Raw genomic sequence first — 20,789 nt, forward strand, 5'->3', positions numbered from 1 at the left:
ATTGTAAGAAGAAATGAGCGAATTAACAGTAGTAAAAATTGGAGGAAATGTAATTGATAATCCTAATAAGTTAAATGACTTTTTGGATGCTTTTTCAAACCTTAATGGTAAAGTAGTTCTTGTTCATGGTGGGGGTAAATTAGCTTCTGATTTATCGGGTGAACTTGGAGTGAAAACCAAAATGGTAAATGGAAGAAGAATTACTGATGCTGATAATCTTAAGCTGGTAACAATGGTTTATGCTGGTTTGGTTAACAAGAATATCGTAGCTTCTTTGCAAGCAAGAGGCGTTAATGCACTTGGAATGTGCGGTGCCGATCAGGATTTGATACTTGCAGAGAAGCGTAATCATCCTACAATTGATTTTGGATTTGTGGGAGATATCACGAAAGTGAACACCTTAGCATTATGCAAGCAAATTGAATGCAACTCTACTTTGGTAATTGCTCCTATTACACACGATGGAAAAGGTCAATTACTCAACACAAATGCTGACACCATCGCAACCGAACTAGCTACTGCATTAAGCAGGTTTTACAAAGTGAAGCTCATTTATAGCTTCGAAAAACTAGGGGTTTTAATGGATGCAGAAGATGAAAGCAGTGTAATGCCAGTATTAACTTCCGATCAATGCAAGAAAATGGTGAAAGAAGGGAGTATCAATACTGGTATGATGCCGAAAACAGAAAATGCTTTTTATGCATTATCTCAAGGCGTTGAGGAAGTTATCATTGGTAATTTTGTTTCGATGGAGAATTGTAAATCTTCCGGAACACAAGTAGTCTTAAACGCAAAGACACAAGGACACAAAGAATGATGAATAAGCTTGTTAGATATTCTGCAAAAATCAGCGTAAAAAAATCTGCGCCTATTTGTGAGAATTTAAGCATTGCAATTCAAGATTTAACGTCTTTCTGCCTTAGCGTTAAAAATTAAAGAAATGAATTTGGAAAAATATAAAAATATAGCCCTGCAAACTTTGAAAGAGTTAATCTCTATTCAATCTTTCAGTAAAGAGGAACATACGGTTGCTGATTTGATGGAGAATAAACTTAAAAGCTTTGGCTATAAAGTGAATAGAAAAGGTAACAATGTTTGGATCTTCAATTCAGATTTCAATGAAGGTAAGCCAGTCTTGCTAATGAATTCTCATTTGGATACGGTAAAGCCTAACGAAAAATGGACAAAAGATCCTTACAATCCTGAAATTGTAGACGATCAACTTTATGGTTTGGGAAGCAATGATGCTGGTGGCTGCTTGGTCTCACTTATGGCTACTTTTCTGGCACTGGACGAAACGGATCAGGAATACAACCGAGTGTTTTGTGCTTCGGCAGAAGAGGAAATCTCAGGTAAAAACGGCTTTGAGTTAGTGCAAGATGAGATAGGTAGAATAGATGTTGGAATAGTAGGTGAACCAACATTAATGGAAATGGCTATTGCAGAAAAAGGACTGATGGTTTTAGATTGTGAAGCCAAAGGAGTTCCCGGTCACGCTGCCAGAAATGAAGGAGTAAATGCCATAAGTATAGCAATGAATGACATTGAATGGTTTCATTCTTTCAAATTTGAAAATGAATCGCAAATGCTTGGTCCGGTTAAAATGACTGTGACTCAAGTTAACGCGGGGAAACAACACAATGTAATTCCAGCATCATGCAAATATGTAGTTGATGTTAGAACAAACGAGCATTATTCTAACGAAAAAGCCTTCGATATTATTCAAGAAAATATAGAAAGTGAGGTAAAAGCCAGATCGTTCAGAATGAATTCTTCTGGCATTCCATTGGAGCATCCACTTATTCAAACTGGCTTAAATCTAGGAATGGGATATTATGGGTCTCCAACAACATCTGATCAAGCAATAATGAAAGGATTTCCTACTCTAAAGTTAGGTCCTGGAGATTCTGCCAGATCGCATACAGCAGATGAGTTTATCTATTTACATGAAATAAAGAAAGGGATCCAAAAATATTATAACTTGTTGAATGGATTGAAAATTTGAGAAGTGAATGAGTTAATGTGTGAACTTGTAAAGGAGGAAAACAAAAAGTTCTTAAACATTTTCACAGTGCATAAAAGCTATATAAAAATCTAAATGATAACTGCTTTATAGAAAAGGAGTTTGGAATCACCGCTTGACTTAATATTTAAACAAACACAGAATATGAAACTTTGGGATAAAGGCGTAAAAGTTGATAAGAAAATTGAACAGTTTACGATAGGTATGGATCGTGAATTAGACTTGGAGCTGGCAGCTTTTGATGTGTTGGGATCACTTGCCCACATCGAAATGCTTCAGTCTATTGGTCTGCTTGAAAAGAAAGAATTGAAATTAATTCAGGAAGAACTCCGCAAAATATATTCAGCCATTAAAAACGATGACTTTGTGATTGAAGACGGGATTGAGGATGTTCACTCCCAAGTGGAGTATTTGCTTACCCAGTCATTAGGAGATATCGGTAAGAAAATACACAGTGGAAGATCGAGAAACGATCAGGTTCTATTGGACTTGAAACTATTCACCCGAAATAAACTGGAGGAAATCGTTCGTGAGGCAAGATTGCTATTCGATGAATTGATTGAGAAAAGTAATGCATACAAAGATGTATTGATTCCAGGATACACACACTTGCAAGTAGCTATGCCATCATCGTTTGGTTTATGGTTTGGATCATATGCTGAAAGCTTAACCGATGATCTTTTGGTGTTGCAAGCAGCTTATAAGGTAGTAAATCAAAATCCGTTGGGATCGGGAGCCGGATATGGTTCTTCTTTCCCATTAAATCGACAAATGACAAGCGATTTGCTCGGTTTTGATGACCTAAGCTACAACGTGGTATATGCACAAATGGGGCGTGGAAAAATGGAGTTTACTGTACTGTCAGCTTTGGCAAATATGGCCATGACCATTGCCAAACTGGCTATGGATGCATGCTTGTACAACTCGCAGAACTTTAACTTCCTAAGTTTCCCTGATGAACTAACCACTGGAAGCAGTATCATGCCACACAAAAAAAATCCGGATGTGTTTGAGGTTATTAGAGCAAATGCCAATGCATTGCAAATGTTACCAGCTCAAATACAGGCTGTAACATCAAACCTTCCTTCAGGATATCATCGAGATTATCAGCTAACCAAAGAGTTCTTTATGCCTTCATTTGATAAAATGCTTTCATGTCTCGAAATGACCAGAATTATGCTATCGGAAGTAAAAATAAACGAAGAGGTATTGAATGATGAACGCTACAAATACTTGTTTACCGTTGAAGAGGTAAATAAAATGGTAGTTGATGGTATTCCTTTTCGTGATGCATACAAAAAAGTTGGACAACTTGTTGAAGCAGGCGATTTTAATCACGAAGGTGAAATTAAACATGTACACGAAGGAAGTATTGGCAACCTGTGTAACGATAAGATTGTTTGCAAAATGAATGAAACTTTTATTGCATTCAATTTTCATAAAACAAAAGAGGCATATATGAATTTATTGAATCGAATATAGTAACTACTAGGTACTGAAAATATAACATTAACCATTTTATAGAACTGTTTATGTCACAACAGATAAAAGCAAAGCTAATATTACAGGATGGATCAGAATATATTGGTACATCTTTTGGGTATGAGGACTCCGTGGCAGGAGAGATGGTGTTTAACACTGCAATGACGGGATATCCTGAAAGTTTGACCGATCCTTCTTACAAAGGACAGATTTTGGTGAGTACTTTCCCTTTGATTGGAAACTACGGGGTTCCGGGAACATTGCAAGAAGATGAACTGTTCCGCTTTTATGAATCAGAAAAGATTCAGGTTTCAGCATTTATTGTTTCTGATTACACCGAAGAATTTAGTCACTGGAATGCTAGCTTAAGTCTTGCAGACTGGATGAAAGAACACAAAATTCCCGGTATTTATGGTGTAGACACCCGTGCTCTAACCAAAAAGCTTCGAGAACAAGGGAGCATGCTTGCCAAAATTGTTTTTCAGGATAAGGAACCTGAATGGAAAGATCCAAACCTTGAAAACCTGGTAGCACAGGTAAGTATTCCTGATAAAAAAGTTTATGGCAACGGAAAGCACAAAGTACTTTTATTAGATTGTGGAGTAAAGAATAACATTATCAGGTGTCTGTTAAAACGCGATACAACCGTAATACGAGTTCCTCATGATTACGACTTCACACAAGAGGAATACGATGGCTTATTTATTTCTAATGGTCCAGGAGACCCAAAACAGAATACATCTGCCATTGCAAATTTGAAGAAAGCTTTTGATCAAGATACTCCAATTATGGGAATTTGTCTGGGAACACAACTTATGGCGCTTGCCGCAGGAGCTGATACCTACAAATTAAAGTACGGACACAGATCTCACAACCAGCCAGTAGTACTTCAGGGAACCAAGCGTTGTTTCATTACCTCGCAGAACCACGGCTATGCTATTAATAACGATACTTTACCTAAAGAATGGCAACCTTTGTTCATTAATGCCAACGACAATACATGCGAAGGAATAAAGCATGTTTCTAAACCATTTTTTGCTTCTCAGTTTCACCCCGAAGCATCGAGTGGACCTACTGATACAGAGTTCCTTTTTGACGATTTCATTGGAATGATGGAAGAGTATAAAGTATCAAGTATAAATGAATAAGGAAAAATTAGAAGAATTATCAATTAACAGCCAATAGCTAATTGCTAAAGGCTAATAGCTAGGAACAATGATTAAAGACAAAATAAAGAAAGTACTCGTATTAGGTTCAGGAGCCCTTAAAATTGGTGAAGCTGGTGAATTTGACTATTCCGGTTCTCAGGCATTAAAAGCCATGAAAGAGGAAGGTATTTATACCGTATTGATTAACCCGAATATCGCAACCGTACAAACTTCTAAGGGAGTTGCCGATCAGATTTATTTCTTGCCGGTTACTCCCTTTTTTGTGGAACAGGTAATATTAAAAGAAAAGCCGGATGGAATTCTATTAGCATTTGGCGGACAAACAGCCTTAAATTGTGGTGTGCAACTTTTCGAATCTGGTATTCTGGAGAAGTACAAGCTTAAGGTACTGGGAACACCAATCGAAGCGATTATTAAAACTGAGGATAGAGAGATTTTTGCTAACGAGTTGCGAAAGATTGATGTAAAAACTCCTCAATCTTATGCGGTTTCATCTGTGCAAGGAGCATTAGATGCAGCTGATAAATTAGGTTTCCCAATTATCGTTCGTGCGGCCTTTACACTTGGTGGGCAAGGTTCAGGTTTCTGTAATAATTTGGAAGAACTGAAAAAGCTAGCTGAGAACGCATTATCATACTCAAACCAGATTTTGGTTGAGGAATCGCTGAAAGGTTGGAAAGAGGTAGAATACGAGGTGGTACGTGACGCTTACGATAACTGTATTACGGTTTGTAATATGGAAAACTTCGATCCGCTGGGAATCCATACTGGTGAAAGTATTGTAATTGCCCCTTCTCAAACGCTAACCAATTCCGAGTATCACAAGCTAAGAGCATTGGCGATAAAGATTATTCGTCATATGGGCGTAGTGGGAGAGTGTAACGTACAGTATGCATTGGATCCTAACTCAGAAGATTATCGTGTAATTGAAGTGAATGCGCGTTTATCCAGATCATCTGCATTAGCATCGAAAGCTACAGGATATCCCTTGGCGTTCGTCGCGGCTAAGCTTGGTTTAGGATACGCATTGCACGAGTTGAAGAATACCGTTACTCAAACCACTACTGCTTGTTTCGAGCCTGCTTTGGATTATGTAGTTTGTAAAATTCCTCGTTGGGATTTGAACAAATTCGAAGGTGTTACCAAAGAGATCGGGTCGAGCATGAAATCGGTTGGTGAGGTTATGGCCATTGGTCGCAACTTTGAGGAAGCCATTCAGAAAGGATTGCGTATGATCGGTCAGGGAATGCACGGATTTGTAGGGAATGTTCACTCTAAATTTGAAGATGTCGATAAGGAGTTGACACATCCTACTGATATGCGTATTTTCTCCATTGCGCAGGCATTCGAAAAAGGCTATAGCATAGATAAGGTGCATGATCTTACCAAGATCGACAAATGGTTCCTAAGCAAACTGGAACACATCACTAAGATTAAGTGGGATCTGCAAAAGCATAATAATTTACAGACTTTACCTGATGAATTGCTTAAAGCAGCTAAGGTATACGGATTCTCGGATTTCCAGTTGGCAAGATTCGTTCTGAAGCCAGAAAATACCAATATGGAATCGGAATTGCTATCGGTAAGAAAACACAGAAAAACGAAAGGAATTGTTCCGGTTGTGAAGCAAATTGACACACTAGCGGCAGAATATCCTGCGCAAACCAATTACATTTATCTTACTTATAGTGGTGATGAAAATGACATCTCATATGAGGATGATAATCAATCTGTAATTGTATTGGGTTCGGGTGCCTATAGAATTGGATCATCGGTAGAATTTGACTGGTGTAGTGTAAATGCACTGAATGCTGTAAACAAAGAAGGTTTACGTTCTGTAATGATCAACTACAATCCTGAAACAGTAAGTACCGATTACGATGTTTGTGACCGACTGTATTTCGATGAACTGTCATTCGAAAGAGTTTTGGATATCATCGATTTGGAATCGCCTAGAGGTGTAATTGTATCGGTTGGTGGACAGATACCTCAGAATTTATCAATGCGCCTGCACAAAGCAGATGTAAAAGTGTTGGGTACGTCTCCAGAGTCGATTGACAGAGCAGAAAACCGTCAGACATTCTCGGCGATGTTAGATGAACTAGGAGTTGATCAGCCACGTTGGAGTGAGTTGACCAGCATTGATGCCATTCACGAGTTTATTGATGAAGTGGGATTCCCTGTATTGATTCGCCCAAGTTACGTGCTTTCAGGTGCTGCCATGAATGTGGTATCGAACCGTGAGGAATTAGGACACTTCCTTAATCTTGCGGCTCAAGTTTCTAAGCAATATCCTGTAGTCGTGAGTGAGTTTATCCAGGAAGCCAAAGAGATTGAGTTCGATGGTGTTGCCAAGAATGGAGAAATTGTGATAGATGCCATCTCTGAGCACGTTGAGTTTGCAGGAGTACACTCTGGTGATGCAACCTTGGTATTCCCACCTCAGAAATTGTACTTTGAAACCATACGCAGAATCAGAAAGATTGCGCGTAAGGTTGCAAAATCATTAGATATTACTGGACCATTCAATATGCAGTTGTTGGCAAAAGACAACGACATTAAGGTAATCGAATGTAACCTTCGTGCCAGCCGTAGTTTCCCATTTGTATCGAAAGTAATGGACTATAATTTTGTGGAAACAGCTACACAGGCAATGTTGGATGTTCAAATTCCAAATAATCTTCCATCAATGTTCGAGTTGGAACATATTGGTGTAAAAGCATCGCAATTTTCATTCTCAAGATTGTCGAAAGCCGATCCTATTTTAGGTGTAGACATGTCTTCAACTGGCGAAGTAGGTTGTTTAGGTGCAGATTACTACGATGCGATATTAAAATCAATGATATCAGTAGGTTATCGTGTACCGAAGAAAGCAGTGTTAATTAGTAGTGGTCCTATTCGCTCGAAACTAGAGCTATTAAAGAGCTCCAAGATGCTAGAGGAGCGTGGATACAAGCTATACGGAACAAGAGGTACAGCAAAGTTCCTTCAGGAAAATGGCGTGACGGTTGAAGCAGTTGCCTGGCCAGATGAAAACGAAGAGAAAACAGCGGTAAGTTTGATTCGCGATAGAGAAGTAGATTTGGTTGTGAACATACCAAAGAACTTGAGCAAGGATGAGCTGAACAACGATTACCAAATCAGACGTTCTGCCATCGACTTAAACGTTCCTTTGGTAACCAATGCCCGTTTGGCATCTGCTTTTATCTACTCAATCTGTAAAAAGTCCGAAGCCGATCTTAAAATCGAAAGCTTTAGCGATTACGTAGAGCAAAAGCAAGATTGGTAGAAGAAATACTTTGATGCTCTCACTCCATGTGAGGGTATCAATGCTTGCTTGCAATAAAAAACTGAGAACATCACTTGAAGTGATACCCTCAGATCCCTGCATTTTGATGCTCTTACTTTAAGTAAGGGTGTTAATTGTTCCCTTGAAAAAAACCAAAAATATCACTTCAAGTGATAAGTATAGAACCTTGCATTTTGGTGTCTTTTTTCAATTCAAAAACTGAGAGCATCACTCGCAGTGATACCCTCAGATCCTTGCATTTTGATGCTCTTACTTTAAGTAAGGGTGTTAATTGTTCCCTTGAAAAAAACCAAAAATATCACTTCAAGTGATAAGTATAGAACCCTGCATTTTGGTGTCTTATTTCAATTCAAAAACTGAGAGCATCACACGCAGTGATACCCTCAGATCCCGGCATTTTGATGCTCTTACTTTAAGTAAGGGTATCAATTGTTCCCTTGGAAAAAAACCAAAAATATCACTTCAAGTGATAAGTATAGAACCTTGCATTTTGGTGTCTTATTTCAATTCAAAAACTGAGAGCATCACTCGCAGTGATACCCTCAGATCCCTGCATTTTGATGCTCTTACTTTAAGTAAGGGTGTTAATTGTTCCCTTGAAAAAAACCAAAAATATCACTTCAAGTGAAAACTATACAACACTGCATTTTGGTGTCTTTTTTCAATTCAAAAACTGAGAGCATCACTTGAAGTGATACCCTCAGATCTCTGTATTTTGATGCTCTTACTTTAAGTAAGGGTGTTAATTGTTCCCTTGAATAAAACCAAAAATATCACTTCAAGTGATAAGTATAGAACCTTGCATTTTGGTGTCTTATTTCAATTCAAAAACTGAGAGCATCACTCGGAGTGATACCCTCAGATCCCAGCATTTTGATGCTCTTACTTTAAGTAAGGGTATCAATTGTTCCCTTGAAACGAAAAACCAATACTTTAAGCGATACCCTCCAGCATCATTGATTTTACAATTGTTCTCCTATCAAATTTTCCGTTTTAGCCAATTCATAATCAATTAAAGAACCTTTTCTCTCACAAAAATAATCACGATAAGATGAAAACTCCCAATCCTCAGGCGAAGCAACCAGTTGATCGAATACTGGATTCATATGAATATAGTTAAAGCAAATTCGTGGATACGAATAATCATCCAGGTTGGTATTAATCCTTGCACCAAACTCAGCATTCCAATACGAGGGCGTTATTTCTTCAAGCATATTTAAGCATTTGGTCTTTGTATGGCTCTGAAATAAGGATCCATTAAAATTCTGTTCCTTTTGTAATGCTCTCGTATAACTAGCAAGTAGCTTACCAATTGAAAAATTTAAATCAACATTAAAATTTTCTGGCTTAATGCAGTTTACCTTTATCAGTAAATGAAAATGAGTAGGCATAAGACACCATGCAAGTATACTACAGTAAGGAGTTAAGTGTTTACGAAGTTTTTTTAGGAAAAACAAGTAATTCTCGTGCGAGTAAAAAATACGAACACCATTATTGCTTCTGTTATAAACATGGTAAAGATAATCTTCTTCAAAATACATAGTAATAATTCTATAGTTTACATTAAAAGTAATAAAATTAATAATTAGGATAATCACAGCGAGCATCAAGTGAGCGTATCAATTTGTTAATTGCAATTATTAACTGAGAGCATCACTCGGAGTGATAGCCTCAGATCCCTGTATTTTGATGCTCTTACTTTAAGTAAGGGTGTTAATTGCTATATTAAGCTGATGCAATGTAACCCTCCCTGCTACTCTTTACCATATACTTATAATACTTCTTACCGTATCAAGTTCTTCATACCAATCGTTTCAAGCACTTGATGTGTTACGTTTCATATGCCTCATACGGTTCGTTTCATGTACTTGATACGGTAATAACTATTAAGGGAAGTTTATATAATGCTAATGGCTTTATCGAAGCGTCCTAAGCTAATACAAGTGTATCGAGGAGGTAAACAACGTACTTCAATCATGTAGTCGCCCTTTTCAATATCCAATGGAATCTGAAACATTTGATAGCTTTTTGTGCTTTTAATGGATAGTTCTATTCTGTACTCTTTTTTGCTTGTATCATGCACCAGGAAAATACCTTGCTGTTTATCTTCTTTATCGTGTTTAAGGCTTTTGCCTTTCAGTTCTATTATCGATCCTCTTTCAAATTGATAATTCGATGTAGGAGAGCTTAAATTTTTAACAGAGTTAATCTGTATTAATGAACCTGGAGGTGTTACTTTAAACAGCTCACCTTCATCGGCTATTCTTTTTAGAAATGTTCCTTCCGACACACGAAAATGAAGTTGATGTCTTTTCTTATCAAATTTATCATGTTCACCTTCGAAATTACCAGTTAAAGTAGGTTGAATATTAATGAGTGGTGTATTGATGCATATTCCTTTTTTTAGAGCTTCTTCAATTACTTCTTGAACTCGTTCCAGTACTCCTTCAACCAAATATTCAGGTATTCTATTTCCTTTTAACGAAGCTAAGGCAATTAAATCCTTACTGTTTATTGTTTTTAAGGAGTCAGGTATTCCAATGTATTTGTGTTTTCCTTTTTGAAAAGGATTTTCCTTTAAGTAATAGTAAATCATTTTGAATGCTTATTGTATTTGGGGCGTTTAAATTAGTCATAATTTTTAGAAAATAGTTTAATATTAGCATCATTTAATTCCTTTTAATTAGTTTTAGTCCTTCAAAAACAAACATCAAATGAAAGACTATATTTATACTTTACCTCTTAAGGTGCGCGATTACGAGTGCGATATTCAAGGAGTTGTAAATAACTCGGTATATCAGAATTATTTAGAGCATGCCCGTCATGAGTTTTTAGAATCGATTGGAAGTAATTTTAAGAGATTACATGAAGAGGGGATAGATGCGATGGTATCGCGCATTGAGATTGATTACAAGAACTCATTAACCAGTGGCGATGAATTTGAGGTACGACTAAACATTGAAAGAGAAGGCTTAAAGCTGGTATTCAAGGAGGATATCTACCGAATATCTGATAAGCAAGTTTGTGCGAAAGGGAAAGTGTTTGTAATCTGCTTGGTAAATGGGCGACTGAGTAAAGGAGAGGTGTTCGACGAATTGTTTCGAGAATATCTTGCCTAAAATATAATACTGCTTTTTATAGACAAAAAAAGGATCGAACTCCTCCGATCCTTTCCCACATTACATGTTAACCTTAAACTCAATCTATTTTAAAACCGCTCTGTTTTTCTGTTCTTTGTACACAATTCAAAGGTACGGCAATAGGCGGTTAAGAGCTGCAAAGGAAAGTTAAAAAAGATTAAATGGGAGAGGGAAATGATTAGAATGATATCTAATGGATAAAGCTGTTGTTTAAAATATGATTATCTTTAATTAAATTAAAAATCCTTCATTTTATTATGACCTACTTAAAAACAATATTTTCGTTCCTAAGTATTTCCCTTTTGTACTTTTCTGTAAGCGCCCAACAAATAGAAGTTAGTGGTAAAGTTTTAGTTTACAACAAAATTCCTGTTGTTAATGCTGATGTGCTGGTAAATAGTAGCAAGCAAATAGTCAGAACTGATCAACAAGGCAATTTTAAATGTATTTGCGATATTAAAGATCGTTTAATTGTTACAGCCAAAGGGTTTGACAAATATGTATTAAAGGTAAAGAAGAATAAAAAAGACAAGCTGATAGCCAAAGTAAAATTGTCGAATATTGAAAATGCAATGGACAAGGCAATTGAGAACGGACACATTTTATTGCTTGATGAATTTAAAGAGTTAAGTCAAAAAAACTCCGGAGCAATAGATTATTCCAGATACAATTCGGTTATGGATATTCTTACCAATGAGTTTCCAACATTACAGATTTCCAATGGTGAAGTTATTATTCAGGGGCAAGGATCAATATCAGTATCAAGTGCAGCACAAATTGAGATTGATGGCTTTCTTACATCTTATTCAGCTTTAAATAACCTATCGACAACAGACATTGAAAACATTAAAATTATTAAAGGTAGCGATGCCTCAATTTATGGAGTAAATGGTGGAAATGGAGTAATATCGATTACAACCAAAAAAAAATAAGCAAGTAAAAAAAGATAATAATGAAAGGCAGACCTCAATAGTCTGCCTTTTGTATGATTAAAACAATTCATCCACCGAGAGGTATCTCTCGCCCGTATCATAATTAAAAGTTAATACCACTGCAGTAGATTCGATTGATTTAAGCTGCTTGCTAACCGCTGCCAAGGATGCCCCGGTTGATATACCAGCGAGCACACCTTCTTTAATGGCTAATTCCTTGGCCATCGAAAAGGCTTCATCCTTACTAACCTGAATGGCTCCATCAAGAATCTTAGTGTTTAGGTTTTTAGGAATAAATCCTGCTCCAATACCTTGCAATGGGTGCGGCCCTGCCTGTCCGCCACTAATTACAGCAGATGCTTCTGGTTCCACTGCAAACACCTTCAATTTTGGAAACTTCTGCTTTAAAATTTCTGCAACTCCACTAATATGGCCACCTGTTCCTACACCCGTAATCAAATAATCGATACCATCCGGAAAATCTGTAATAATCTCTTTTGCTGTAGTCATTCTATGAATATCCACATTGGCTTCATTGTCAAATTGTGATGGCATCCACGAATTAGAATTTTCAGATATGAGTTCTTCCGCTTTTTCAATCGCACCTTTCATGCCTAATTCTCGCGGAGTTAGAACGAATTCTGCTCCGTAAGCAGCCATGAGGCTTCTTCGTTCTACCGACATTGATTCCGGCATTACCAAGATTAATTTATAAGCTTTAACCGCAGCAACCATAGCCAAACCAACACCAGTATTTCCAGAGGTAGGTTCAATAATAATAGATCCTTCGGTTAATTGTCCTTCTTTTTCGGCAGTTTGCACCATCGATAAGGCAATTCTGTCTTTAATACTTCCTGCCGGATTTGCCCTTTCCAATTTCATCCACACATTGGCATCTTTAAATACCTTATTCAGTTTTAAAACGGGAGTATTTCCTATTCCTTCTAAAATATTATTCAGTTTCATATTGATTTATATTTGAAAATTAATAATCTTACTTTCATCAAGCTTAGTTCTCACCTTTGTTTCATGTTTGTGATAAACAACACTATTTGAATCAACACTGGAAGTTAACCACACATTACCGCCAATAATGCTGTTTCTTCCTATAACAGTATCGCCACCAAGAATAGTAGCACTAGAGTAGATAATTACATTGTCTTCGACAGTAGGATGACGTTTCTTCTTGGCCAGGCTTTTCTTCACCTGCAAGGCACCAAGAGTAACACCTTGATATATTTTTACATTGTTCTTGATAACGGCCGTTTCGCCAATTACTACACCAGTGCCATGATCAATAAAGAACGAATCGCCAATGGTAGCTCCCGGATGTATATCGATACCCGTTTTTGTATGAGCATATTCACTCATTAAACGGGGTACAGTTGGAACGCCCAAATTGTATAATACATTACTCAATCGATACACCATGATTGCGAAGAATCCCGGATATGCAATGATCACTTCTCCAAGGGTATTGGCAGCTGGATCAAACTTTTGTATGGCTTCAGCATCTTTTAGTAAAGCCTTATAAACCAAAGGCAATTGTATCATAAAAAATTGTGTAATGTTCTCAATAGAATCATTTAGTTTGAAATTAACAGGCAGTAATAATAATTTAAGTGTTGATTCCATTTGATAAAGCAAAGACTCCTCGGCACAGCAACTTTTGCTTCTTCTGGCACTAATAGGAAATAGTGCATTCATAGCCTCTTCAACAAATCTTTGCGACAAGTCGCGAGAAGGCATGTCAATCTCGTTGTTCTTTCTGGATGCTTTAAGCTCGTCCATTACTTTCATTAAGTAACTCATTATTTATTGTTTTGATGTACAGAAATTCTATTAATCAGGTAAACAGTACTATTACCTATAAGGGGATAATCAGTTAGCAAGTAAAATAAACAGGTACTAACAGCAGCAGCAACAACAACAATTGTTGTATTGATAGGCTTGGGAATAACAAGAGGAAACTTGAATTAGATACACACCATACCTAATCATAGAAAATCGATTCGAGTAACTTGTTATGGTATGATTAAAAATTCTTGTCATCTATTGGATATAATACATTCAAACTTAAAAAAAATAAATTGAATAAGAGTCTTGAGTCTTATATTTTCTGTTAAAAGAATGTTATTTAATTATCGATATTGGCTTTATTAAAGTAGAAATTCGAGTTCCATATCTTTTTTATTACTTTTATTACGTGGCTTAAAATAAACGATAATAAATATGAATACATCAAAGTATATTTGTCCCAAATGTGGTAATGGAAATTATGTAAGCGATGAGTTCAGAGCAACAGGAGGTCGATTCGCCAAAGTTTTTGATGTTCAGAACAAAAAGTTCACAACAATAACATGTTCCAGGTGTTCTTATACCGAGTTGTATAAGGGAACTACCAGCCAGTTAGGTAACATTTTTGATTTTTTGACCAATTAAAATCATATCAATGAAGAAGAAATTACTTTTTGTGTGTTTAGGAAATATTTGCAGATCGCCCAGTGCTGAAGCGGTTATGAATGGATATTTAAAAGTAAACCTTCTGGATGACGAGTATGAATGTGATTCTGCTGGCACAGGCGGTTGGCATGTAGGCGAAAGAGCAGATACTAGAATGAGAACACATGCTACCAAAAGAGATTATCACTTAACAAGCATTGCTCGTCAGTTCAATCCGAAAACAGATTTCGAAGAGTTTGATCTAATCATTGGAATGGATCAACAAAATGTTTCGGATCTCAAAAGTATGGCAAGAAATCATAAAGATTTGAATAAAATTAAGTCGATGACAGATTACTGTACCCGATATACTCATTATGATTCGGTTCCTGATCCTTATTACGGAGGAGCTGATGGCTTTGAATTGGTTTTAGACATCTTGGAAGATGCATGCGAAGGATTATTAAAAGAACTCGATAAATGATAGAATTTCAAATTATTGAGAAAATACAAGATTGGGCCAAGTGTAACATTTCAAAGCAGAAATCAGTGGGAGGCGGCTCAATTGCTCAAACTAATTTGATTAAATTAGAGGACGGTCGAACCTGTTTCCTCAAAACAGCTTCTTTAAAACCTGATGCTTTTTTTAAGGAAGCCAATGGTTTAAAAGAGATTCGAAAGGCGAATTGTATTCGAGTACCTGAGGTACTTTTAGTAGATGAATCCTTTCTTCTTTTGGAGCATATTCAGGAAGGAACAAAAGACCTTAACTTTTTCACAAATTTTGGCGAAAAACTGGCAGAATTGCACAATCGTACCAAATTCAAATTTGGCTTTAAAGAAGACAATTATATCGGATCAACAATTCAATTAAATGTTCCATCAAAAGTGGAAGCAGAAAGTTGGACTGATTTTTATTACAACAAAAGGTTATTATTTCAGTACAAATTAGCAGAGAAAAACCAACTTGTTGGTAATGAATTAAAAAATGGATTCATTGTTCTGGAGAATAGAATAGAGGAAATCCTGGAAGGGAGTGAAGAGAAAGCTTGTCTTTTGCATGGCGATTTATGGGGAGGCAATTATTTGTGTGATCTAGATTCGAATCCTGTACTTATCGACCCTGCTGTTTATTATGGTCACAGAGAGGCAGATTTAGCGATGACAAAACTATTTGGTGGATTTACAGAGCAGTTTTATAATGCCTATCGAAGAAAAAAGCCCTTGCCACAAGGATATGATTATCGAGAAAATATTTATCTGCTATACCATGTATTAAATCACCTTAACTTGTTTGGTAGTTCATACTATGGCCAGGCAGTTCGTTTGGTCTGGTCTTACTTGCATTAAGAATAAAGCTTATGATCTAAGGAATAAAAAAATCTTCTGCTATACTTTCTATCTGCTTATATGAAAGCAGTTTTCCTTTTTTATGATACTCTTCCATTCTTATTAAACCAACATTAATAGCGTACCATTCAATCAGTCGGGTTTTGGTTTTAGATATTCCTGAAAAGGTGATTTTGTCAGATGAAATTCTATAGCAGTTAAACTTACCAGCCGGAGTTTCAATGTTTTCTATTCCTTCAACCCTTCTATTCACCAGCAAAACAGTCATTGACATTAAGACCGAACCGGTTCCTCGTAATATATCGGCCTGACATGTTGCTTCAGGCAGAAGTTGATCTTTGATAGGATTCAATGGTAAAGCAACGCTGTCTGCATCAATTTTAACTACCATGTTTTGGTAAGAATCCAATTTAATCGGATCTAAATATCTTTCCGCACCAATATAAAAATTTGAATCCTTGGATGTGAAATGAAAGTATTGGTAGAAAGTATTTTGCTTAATGGTGGTAATCTCAGACTCAATGTTATAACGAATTTTCCCATATGCATCTTTGGTTTTTCCAGCCAACTGCCATATAGCTGTATAAGTTTTACGATTTTTATGATCGTAATTCACATATTTTATCTTAAAATTCCTTTTAGAAGGCATGTATGAGTGATCTCTTTGTCCAAAACAAAGAGTTGAAATCATTATAAGTATTAAAACTGAGAAAAAATACTTCATCAATGTGATAAGAAATAGTAGTTAGCTTGACACCAAATTTAAACAGATTTTAATTGGACCAAAAACTTTAAGGCCGATTTTTTATTTAATCTGTTCTCCTATTAGTACAGGTTCATCTCCAGTTGAAATATCTTTTATTCTAAGCTTGTAAAAATGATTTTTCTTAAGATCCGATCCGATAAATTCTACCGGCACATAATGCTCACCATATCCCTTTGCATTTGTTCCATCCGTTTTTTCTACCAAAACGGTTTGCACCTTGCCAATAAAATCACACCTGTACTGTTTTTTAACCTGTTCTGCGATCCTTCTTAGCAATTCACTTCTTTTGGTTTTTATCCTTTCATCTACTTGGTCGATCATTCTTTCAGCCCTTGTTCCATTTCTGATAGAATATTTAAATGCATGAACATGTCCGAAATTGAGTTCTCTTATAATATTGCATGTGGCTTCAAAATCATGATCAGTTTCACCTGGAAATCCTATGATCATATCAGTGGTGATATTAAAATCAGGTCGAATGAAACGAATTTTATTTACGATTTCCTTAAATCTTTTGATGCCGTACATTCGTCTCATTCGCAATAAAATGGTATCTGAACCACTTTGCAAACAAAGATGAAGGTGAGGAGTCATTTTTGGATGATTTAATAAGCTTAAGAACTTGTCTCCAAAACCATCTGGCTCGATGGAGGATATGCGCAGACGAAAATCACCATCCAAATTCAAGATTTGCTCTACGACATCGTCGAATTTGTATTGCTCAAATTCGTAGCGACCAATGTTTACACCTGTTAAAACTATCTCCTTCGCTCCCTTGGCAATAACGCTTTTAACATTTTCCAAAATACTATGAATGGGTCTGCTCACAGCTCTTCCACGCACTGATGGGATAATGCAAAATGTACAAAAATTATCACATCCATCTTGTATTTTAATCATGCTACGTGTATGAAAACCTTTATCAGTAGATCCGTAAGAAAATAGGTCATCACTTAATTTAGACGGGTGGACTATTTCACCATTAAAATGAGCTTCCACCAAAGAGTACACCGAGCTTTTCCTGTCATTTTCTACCACATAGTTGATTTCCTTACGACTTTCAAGCTCATTTTTTGCATTGGTTGCCATACAACCAGTTACAACCAAAACTGAATTTGGATTTTTTCGATTGGCCTGACTAATAAAGTTTCTGGATTTATGATCGCTTTGATGAGTTACCGTGCATGAGTTTATGACATATACATCGGCCTCTTTATCAAAAGGAACCAATTGAAAATCATTTTCTTGAAACTGAGAAGCAATTGCATCCGTTTCATACTGATTCAATCGGCAACCTAAAGTTTTGAAAGCTACTTTCTTCATGCTACTTTTTCTTTTACAACAATCAATTCTCCTTCTACTGAAAAGTCGGCAGCTGAGGTAATTTTAATATCTACAAAATCACCAATTAAAGAATCATCCGTAGATGCAAAGCGAACATTTATTTTACCTTCCGTTAAAGCAGCCATATATCCTTCATGTCTTGCTTTTCCTTTCACCAAAACTCGATAAGTTTTGCCAAGCATCTTTTCGTTATGAGATTTCGAATGAATCTTTAAGTCCTCAGTCAACTGATGATGACGTTGCTTTTTGATATCAAGACTTACATCATCAAACCATCTATGACTCAAAGCTCCAGGACGAGGTGAGTACATTGCTATATAAGCCATGTTATACTTAAATTCGTCCATTGCCTTCCGCGTATTTTCAAATTGCTCCTCGTTTTCACCTGTAAAGCCTACAATAATATCGGTAAACAAGGTAGCTTGTGGAATCAACCTTCTGATTGTCTGAACAATCTGTCGGTACTTGTCTACACCATGTTTTCGGTTCATATGAATCAGAACTTTATCATCGCCAGATTGAATCGGAAGATGAATTTGTTTGGCAAGACAATTATATTCAGCAATTACTTCAATCACTTCATCAGTCATATCACGGGGATGGGGAGAAGTAAAATAAACCCAAAACTCTTTACGCAGTTCGTTGCCAAGTCTGCCAATTCTTCTTAAAAGCTCTGGGAATTCAATCTCATCACCTTTTTTATCAAGTCCGTAAGAATTCACATTCTGTCCCAATAGAGTTATGGATTTAAAGCCTTTCTCTACCAAACTTTTCACCTCAGTTATAATTTCATCTGATGGTCGCGATACTTCACGACCGCGAGTATAGGGAACAGCACAAAAAGAACAAAACTTATCACAACCATTCTGAATGGGTACAAATGCTTCAAATTCTGAAGTATAGTTAGGTTTAACATTCCAAAACTCAGATATGCTTTCGTTTTGAGAATCAAATCCTTTTTGTAGACCCACGGGAGTTGAAACACCATATTGTTGAATCATTTCAGGCAGTTTAGGAAGATCCTTCATTTGAAAAATAATGTCAAACAATTTTAGAAATTTCTCTAAATCAGAAGGCAAAATGCATCCAGAAACAAATGTTACCAGATTCCTTTTATTTTTCAATAGGTTCCATTTATGGATTTTTGAATATACTTTATCAATCGCTTTTTGTCGTACAGAACAAGCCAAGATTCCAATTAGATTTGCATCTTCCTCGCAATCAGTCCACTGATATCCTATCTTTTCGATTACTGAACGAACACGTTCACCATCTGAAGCATTCATTTGACAGCCTAATGATACTAAATGATATTTCATTTCTTTAATTATAAATTATGGGGTATTAATTATGAAACGAGCATGATTATAATAATTATTAGCCCAAAAATGATATTGATTGTTTTGATCTTGTGGCTTCCATCTTACTTGGAAAAATTATAAACCGATGAATTAAAAGAGGAAAACTCATTATTGCTCAGAAATATATAATTCCTCATTCTTAATTTATAATTAAAAATAAACTTCTGTGTGAATTGGACCTAATTGAATACCTTGTTTTTCAAGAATATCGTAGGCTTCATAGATCATATGACAGTTTCCACATAGATAACAAACCGTATCAGATGAAACCGGATTTTGCTTTAAATATTCTGTAACCCTGCCATGAAAATCTCCTGTTTTTTCTCTTGAGGTGCATAAAATATAATTCCCTTTCTCATAGGATTCTCTTTCATAAGCTTCCTCTTTCATTCGAACTCCATGCAACAAACTGTAGTTCATTTCCGGATGAGTATGAATAAAACTATGAATGGGAGAAATTCCTGTGCCAGTTGCAATAAATAAAAATTTCCTTTTACTAATTTCTTCTTCCTGTAAAGAGAAGTGGCCAAAAGGGCCATCGATATCTAAATGATCGCCAGGTTTACATCTCTTTAATTTCTTTGATACCAAACCATCTTCCACCTCTTTGATAAGAACTTCGAGGTATTCATCCCGCTCGGAACTGTAAATGGAGTATTCTCTTCGATCAATACTACCAGAAAATCCCAAGGTGATATACTGTCCTGTTTTAAAAGTGAAATCTTTTTTCTCCATTTTAATGATATAGGTTGATGAAGTAAGATTTCTTATCTCAATAACTTTATGTGATCTCATTCTAACTTTGCAATTTTTTTAATCTTCCCCCATATTTCTGTGACACTTTTACTATATGGAATCTTTTTAAATAAAGGATTACAAAAAAATACAAAATTAGTTGAAGATACAAGAATTAGAAGACCTTTTTATCTCTTATCGGGCTTAAAAGATTCATTTTAAGGATAAAGTCTATCTAAACTTTAGAAATTCATCTATATCAATACAATTTTTGAAAAGAAATAAATCGTCGTACCCGCCTGTACATTAGGAGTTAATGAGAATTACCTATAGATTTAACTGTCTTAGGATGGCTTATTTATTTTGCTCCTTAGTCATTGGGAAGAATATTTAATTGGTGAATGGGAAAAAACTACCAACAGATGTAATGAGATTTAAATTGTTTTAGAATTTTGAGTTTAGTGCATGCATACAAATAGAGACCCATAGCCTAAGCGTCTACAATATTTTTTACAAAGAATACTATAATTAATTCATGATAATACCGGTATCAATAGAGAAGTTCTCTTTACTCAAGATTTTTCATTCGCCACTAAAAGTTTAATTGAGTTTACTCATTTCTTTTTGACTAATAATACGATTTTACGAATTTCATTCAAGTAAATATTGAAAACAACAAGGTGCTTGCCGAAAAACCTAAAAAGAGTAGGCTTAAATAAATACGGATGATTAAAT

General features: G+C 36.0%; 18 protein-coding genes. 10 read left to right on the forward strand and 8 right to left on the reverse strand.

Features of this window, described 5'->3' with window-relative positions; all coding sequences use genetic code 11:
* The first annotated feature begins 13 nt into the window (after positions 1-13).
* The 5 genes from argB to carB all read left to right on the forward strand — a co-directional run bounded on the left by argB (position 14) and on the right by carB (position 7,963).
* The gene (argB, locus tag ACO05S_RS17585; protein WP_421919325.1) at positions 14-817 is read left to right on the forward strand and encodes an acetylglutamate kinase; all 804 of its coding nucleotides are present in this window, start codon (positions 14-16) and stop codon (positions 815-817) included.
* 123 nt (positions 818-940) lie between these two features.
* Positions 941-2,005, forward strand: a complete 1,065-nt coding sequence (locus ACO05S_RS17590) for a M20 family metallo-hydrolase (RefSeq protein ID WP_421919326.1) — start codon at positions 941-943, stop codon at positions 2,003-2,005.
* 162 nt (positions 2,006-2,167) lie between these two features.
* A complete protein-coding gene (gene argH, locus ACO05S_RS17595) occupies positions 2,168-3,505 on the forward strand; it encodes an argininosuccinate lyase (protein WP_421919327.1) in 1,338 nt (445 codons plus the stop codon).
* A gap of 50 nt (positions 3,506-3,555) precedes the next feature.
* Positions 3,556-4,653: a glutamine-hydrolyzing carbamoyl-phosphate synthase small subunit gene (carA, locus tag ACO05S_RS17600; RefSeq protein WP_421919328.1), complete on the forward strand. Its 1,098-nt coding sequence runs from the start codon at positions 3,556-3,558 to the stop codon at positions 4,651-4,653.
* A gap of 67 nt (positions 4,654-4,720) precedes the next feature.
* Complete coding sequence (gene carB, locus ACO05S_RS17605; RefSeq protein ID WP_421919329.1) at positions 4,721-7,963, forward strand: carbamoyl-phosphate synthase (glutamine-hydrolyzing) large subunit; 3,243 nt, start codon at positions 4,721-4,723, stop codon at positions 7,961-7,963.
* A 983-nt stretch (positions 7,964-8,946) separates the two neighbouring features.
* On the opposite strand, the gene ACO05S_RS17610 is transcribed toward carB, so the two are convergent.
* Both ACO05S_RS17610 and ACO05S_RS17615 read right to left on the reverse strand, forming a co-directional pair.
* Positions 8,947-9,525, reverse strand: a complete 579-nt coding sequence (locus ACO05S_RS17610; RefSeq protein WP_421919330.1) for a transposase — start codon at positions 9,523-9,525, stop codon at positions 8,947-8,949.
* Positions 9,526-9,881: 356 nt separating this feature from the next.
* A complete protein-coding gene (locus ACO05S_RS17615; RefSeq protein ID WP_421919331.1) occupies positions 9,882-10,580 on the reverse strand; it encodes a DNA-binding domain-containing protein in 699 nt (232 codons plus the stop codon).
* A 118-nt stretch (positions 10,581-10,698) separates the two neighbouring features.
* Between ACO05S_RS17615 and ACO05S_RS17620 the strand changes: the two genes are divergently transcribed.
* Together ACO05S_RS17620 and ACO05S_RS17625 are read left to right on the forward strand one after the other, a co-directional pair.
* Entirely contained in the window at positions 10,699-11,103 is a 405-nt protein-coding gene (locus ACO05S_RS17620; protein ID WP_421919332.1) for an acyl-CoA thioesterase, read from the forward strand.
* A gap of 278 nt (positions 11,104-11,381) precedes the next feature.
* Complete coding sequence (locus ACO05S_RS17625; protein WP_421919333.1) at positions 11,382-12,056, forward strand: TonB-dependent receptor plug domain-containing protein; 675 nt, start codon at positions 11,382-11,384, stop codon at positions 12,054-12,056.
* Positions 12,057-12,113: 57 nt separating this feature from the next.
* Here the strand turns inward: ACO05S_RS17625 and cysK are convergent, their stop codons facing one another.
* Together cysK and epsC are read right to left on the reverse strand one after the other, a co-directional pair.
* Positions 12,114-13,022, reverse strand: a complete 909-nt coding sequence (gene cysK / locus ACO05S_RS17630) for a cysteine synthase A (protein WP_421919334.1) — start codon at positions 13,020-13,022, stop codon at positions 12,114-12,116.
* A 6-nt stretch (positions 13,023-13,028) separates the two neighbouring features.
* The gene (gene epsC / locus ACO05S_RS17635; protein WP_421919335.1) at positions 13,029-13,868 is read right to left on the reverse strand and encodes a serine O-acetyltransferase EpsC; all 840 of its coding nucleotides are present in this window, start codon (positions 13,866-13,868) and stop codon (positions 13,029-13,031) included.
* A 420-nt stretch (positions 13,869-14,288) separates the two neighbouring features.
* Between epsC and ACO05S_RS17640 the strand changes: the two genes are divergently transcribed.
* From ACO05S_RS17640 to ACO05S_RS17650, 3 genes are read left to right on the forward strand one after another with little or no spacing between them, the layout of a single operon-like run.
* The gene (locus ACO05S_RS17640; RefSeq protein ID WP_421919336.1) at positions 14,289-14,498 is read left to right on the forward strand and encodes a zinc ribbon domain-containing protein; all 210 of its coding nucleotides are present in this window, start codon (positions 14,289-14,291) and stop codon (positions 14,496-14,498) included.
* 10 nt (positions 14,499-14,508) lie between these two features.
* Positions 14,509-14,982 (forward strand): low molecular weight protein-tyrosine-phosphatase, encoded by a 474-nt coding sequence (locus ACO05S_RS17645; protein ID WP_421919337.1) that lies wholly within the window; start codon positions 14,509-14,511, stop codon positions 14,980-14,982.
* Positions 14,979-15,848, forward strand: coding sequence for a fructosamine kinase family protein (locus ACO05S_RS17650; protein WP_421919338.1), 870 nt, complete (start codon positions 14,979-14,981; stop codon positions 15,846-15,848). The genes ACO05S_RS17645 and ACO05S_RS17650 overlap by 4 nt, the downstream gene beginning before the upstream one ends.
* A 16-nt stretch (positions 15,849-15,864) precedes the next feature.
* On the opposite strand, the gene ACO05S_RS17655 is transcribed toward ACO05S_RS17650, so the two are convergent.
* The 4 genes from ACO05S_RS17655 to ACO05S_RS17670 all read right to left on the reverse strand — a co-directional run bounded on the left by ACO05S_RS17655 (position 15,865) and on the right by ACO05S_RS17670 (position 20,114).
* On the reverse strand, positions 15,865-16,539 hold the full coding sequence (locus ACO05S_RS17655; RefSeq protein WP_421919339.1) for a hypothetical protein: 675 nt from the start codon (positions 16,537-16,539) through the stop codon (positions 15,865-15,867).
* Between the two features lie 114 nt (positions 16,540-16,653).
* Positions 16,654-17,937, reverse strand: a complete 1,284-nt coding sequence (gene mtaB, locus ACO05S_RS17660; protein ID WP_421919340.1) for a tRNA (N(6)-L-threonylcarbamoyladenosine(37)-C(2))-methylthiotransferase MtaB — start codon at positions 17,935-17,937, stop codon at positions 16,654-16,656.
* Positions 17,934-19,277, reverse strand: a complete 1,344-nt coding sequence (gene miaB, locus ACO05S_RS17665; protein WP_421919341.1) for a tRNA (N6-isopentenyl adenosine(37)-C2)-methylthiotransferase MiaB — start codon at positions 19,275-19,277, stop codon at positions 17,934-17,936. The genes mtaB and miaB overlap by 4 nt, the downstream gene beginning before the upstream one ends.
* Positions 19,278-19,469: 192 nt before the next feature.
* The gene (locus tag ACO05S_RS17670; protein ID WP_421919342.1) at positions 19,470-20,114 is read right to left on the reverse strand and encodes a ferredoxin--NADP reductase; all 645 of its coding nucleotides are present in this window, start codon (positions 20,112-20,114) and stop codon (positions 19,470-19,472) included.
* Positions 20,115-20,789 lie beyond the last annotated feature (675 nt).

It is taken from the genome of Marinifilum sp. (assembly GCF_965230805.1).
Taxonomy (GTDB): domain Bacteria; phylum Bacteroidota; class Bacteroidia; order Bacteroidales; family Marinifilaceae; genus Marinifilum.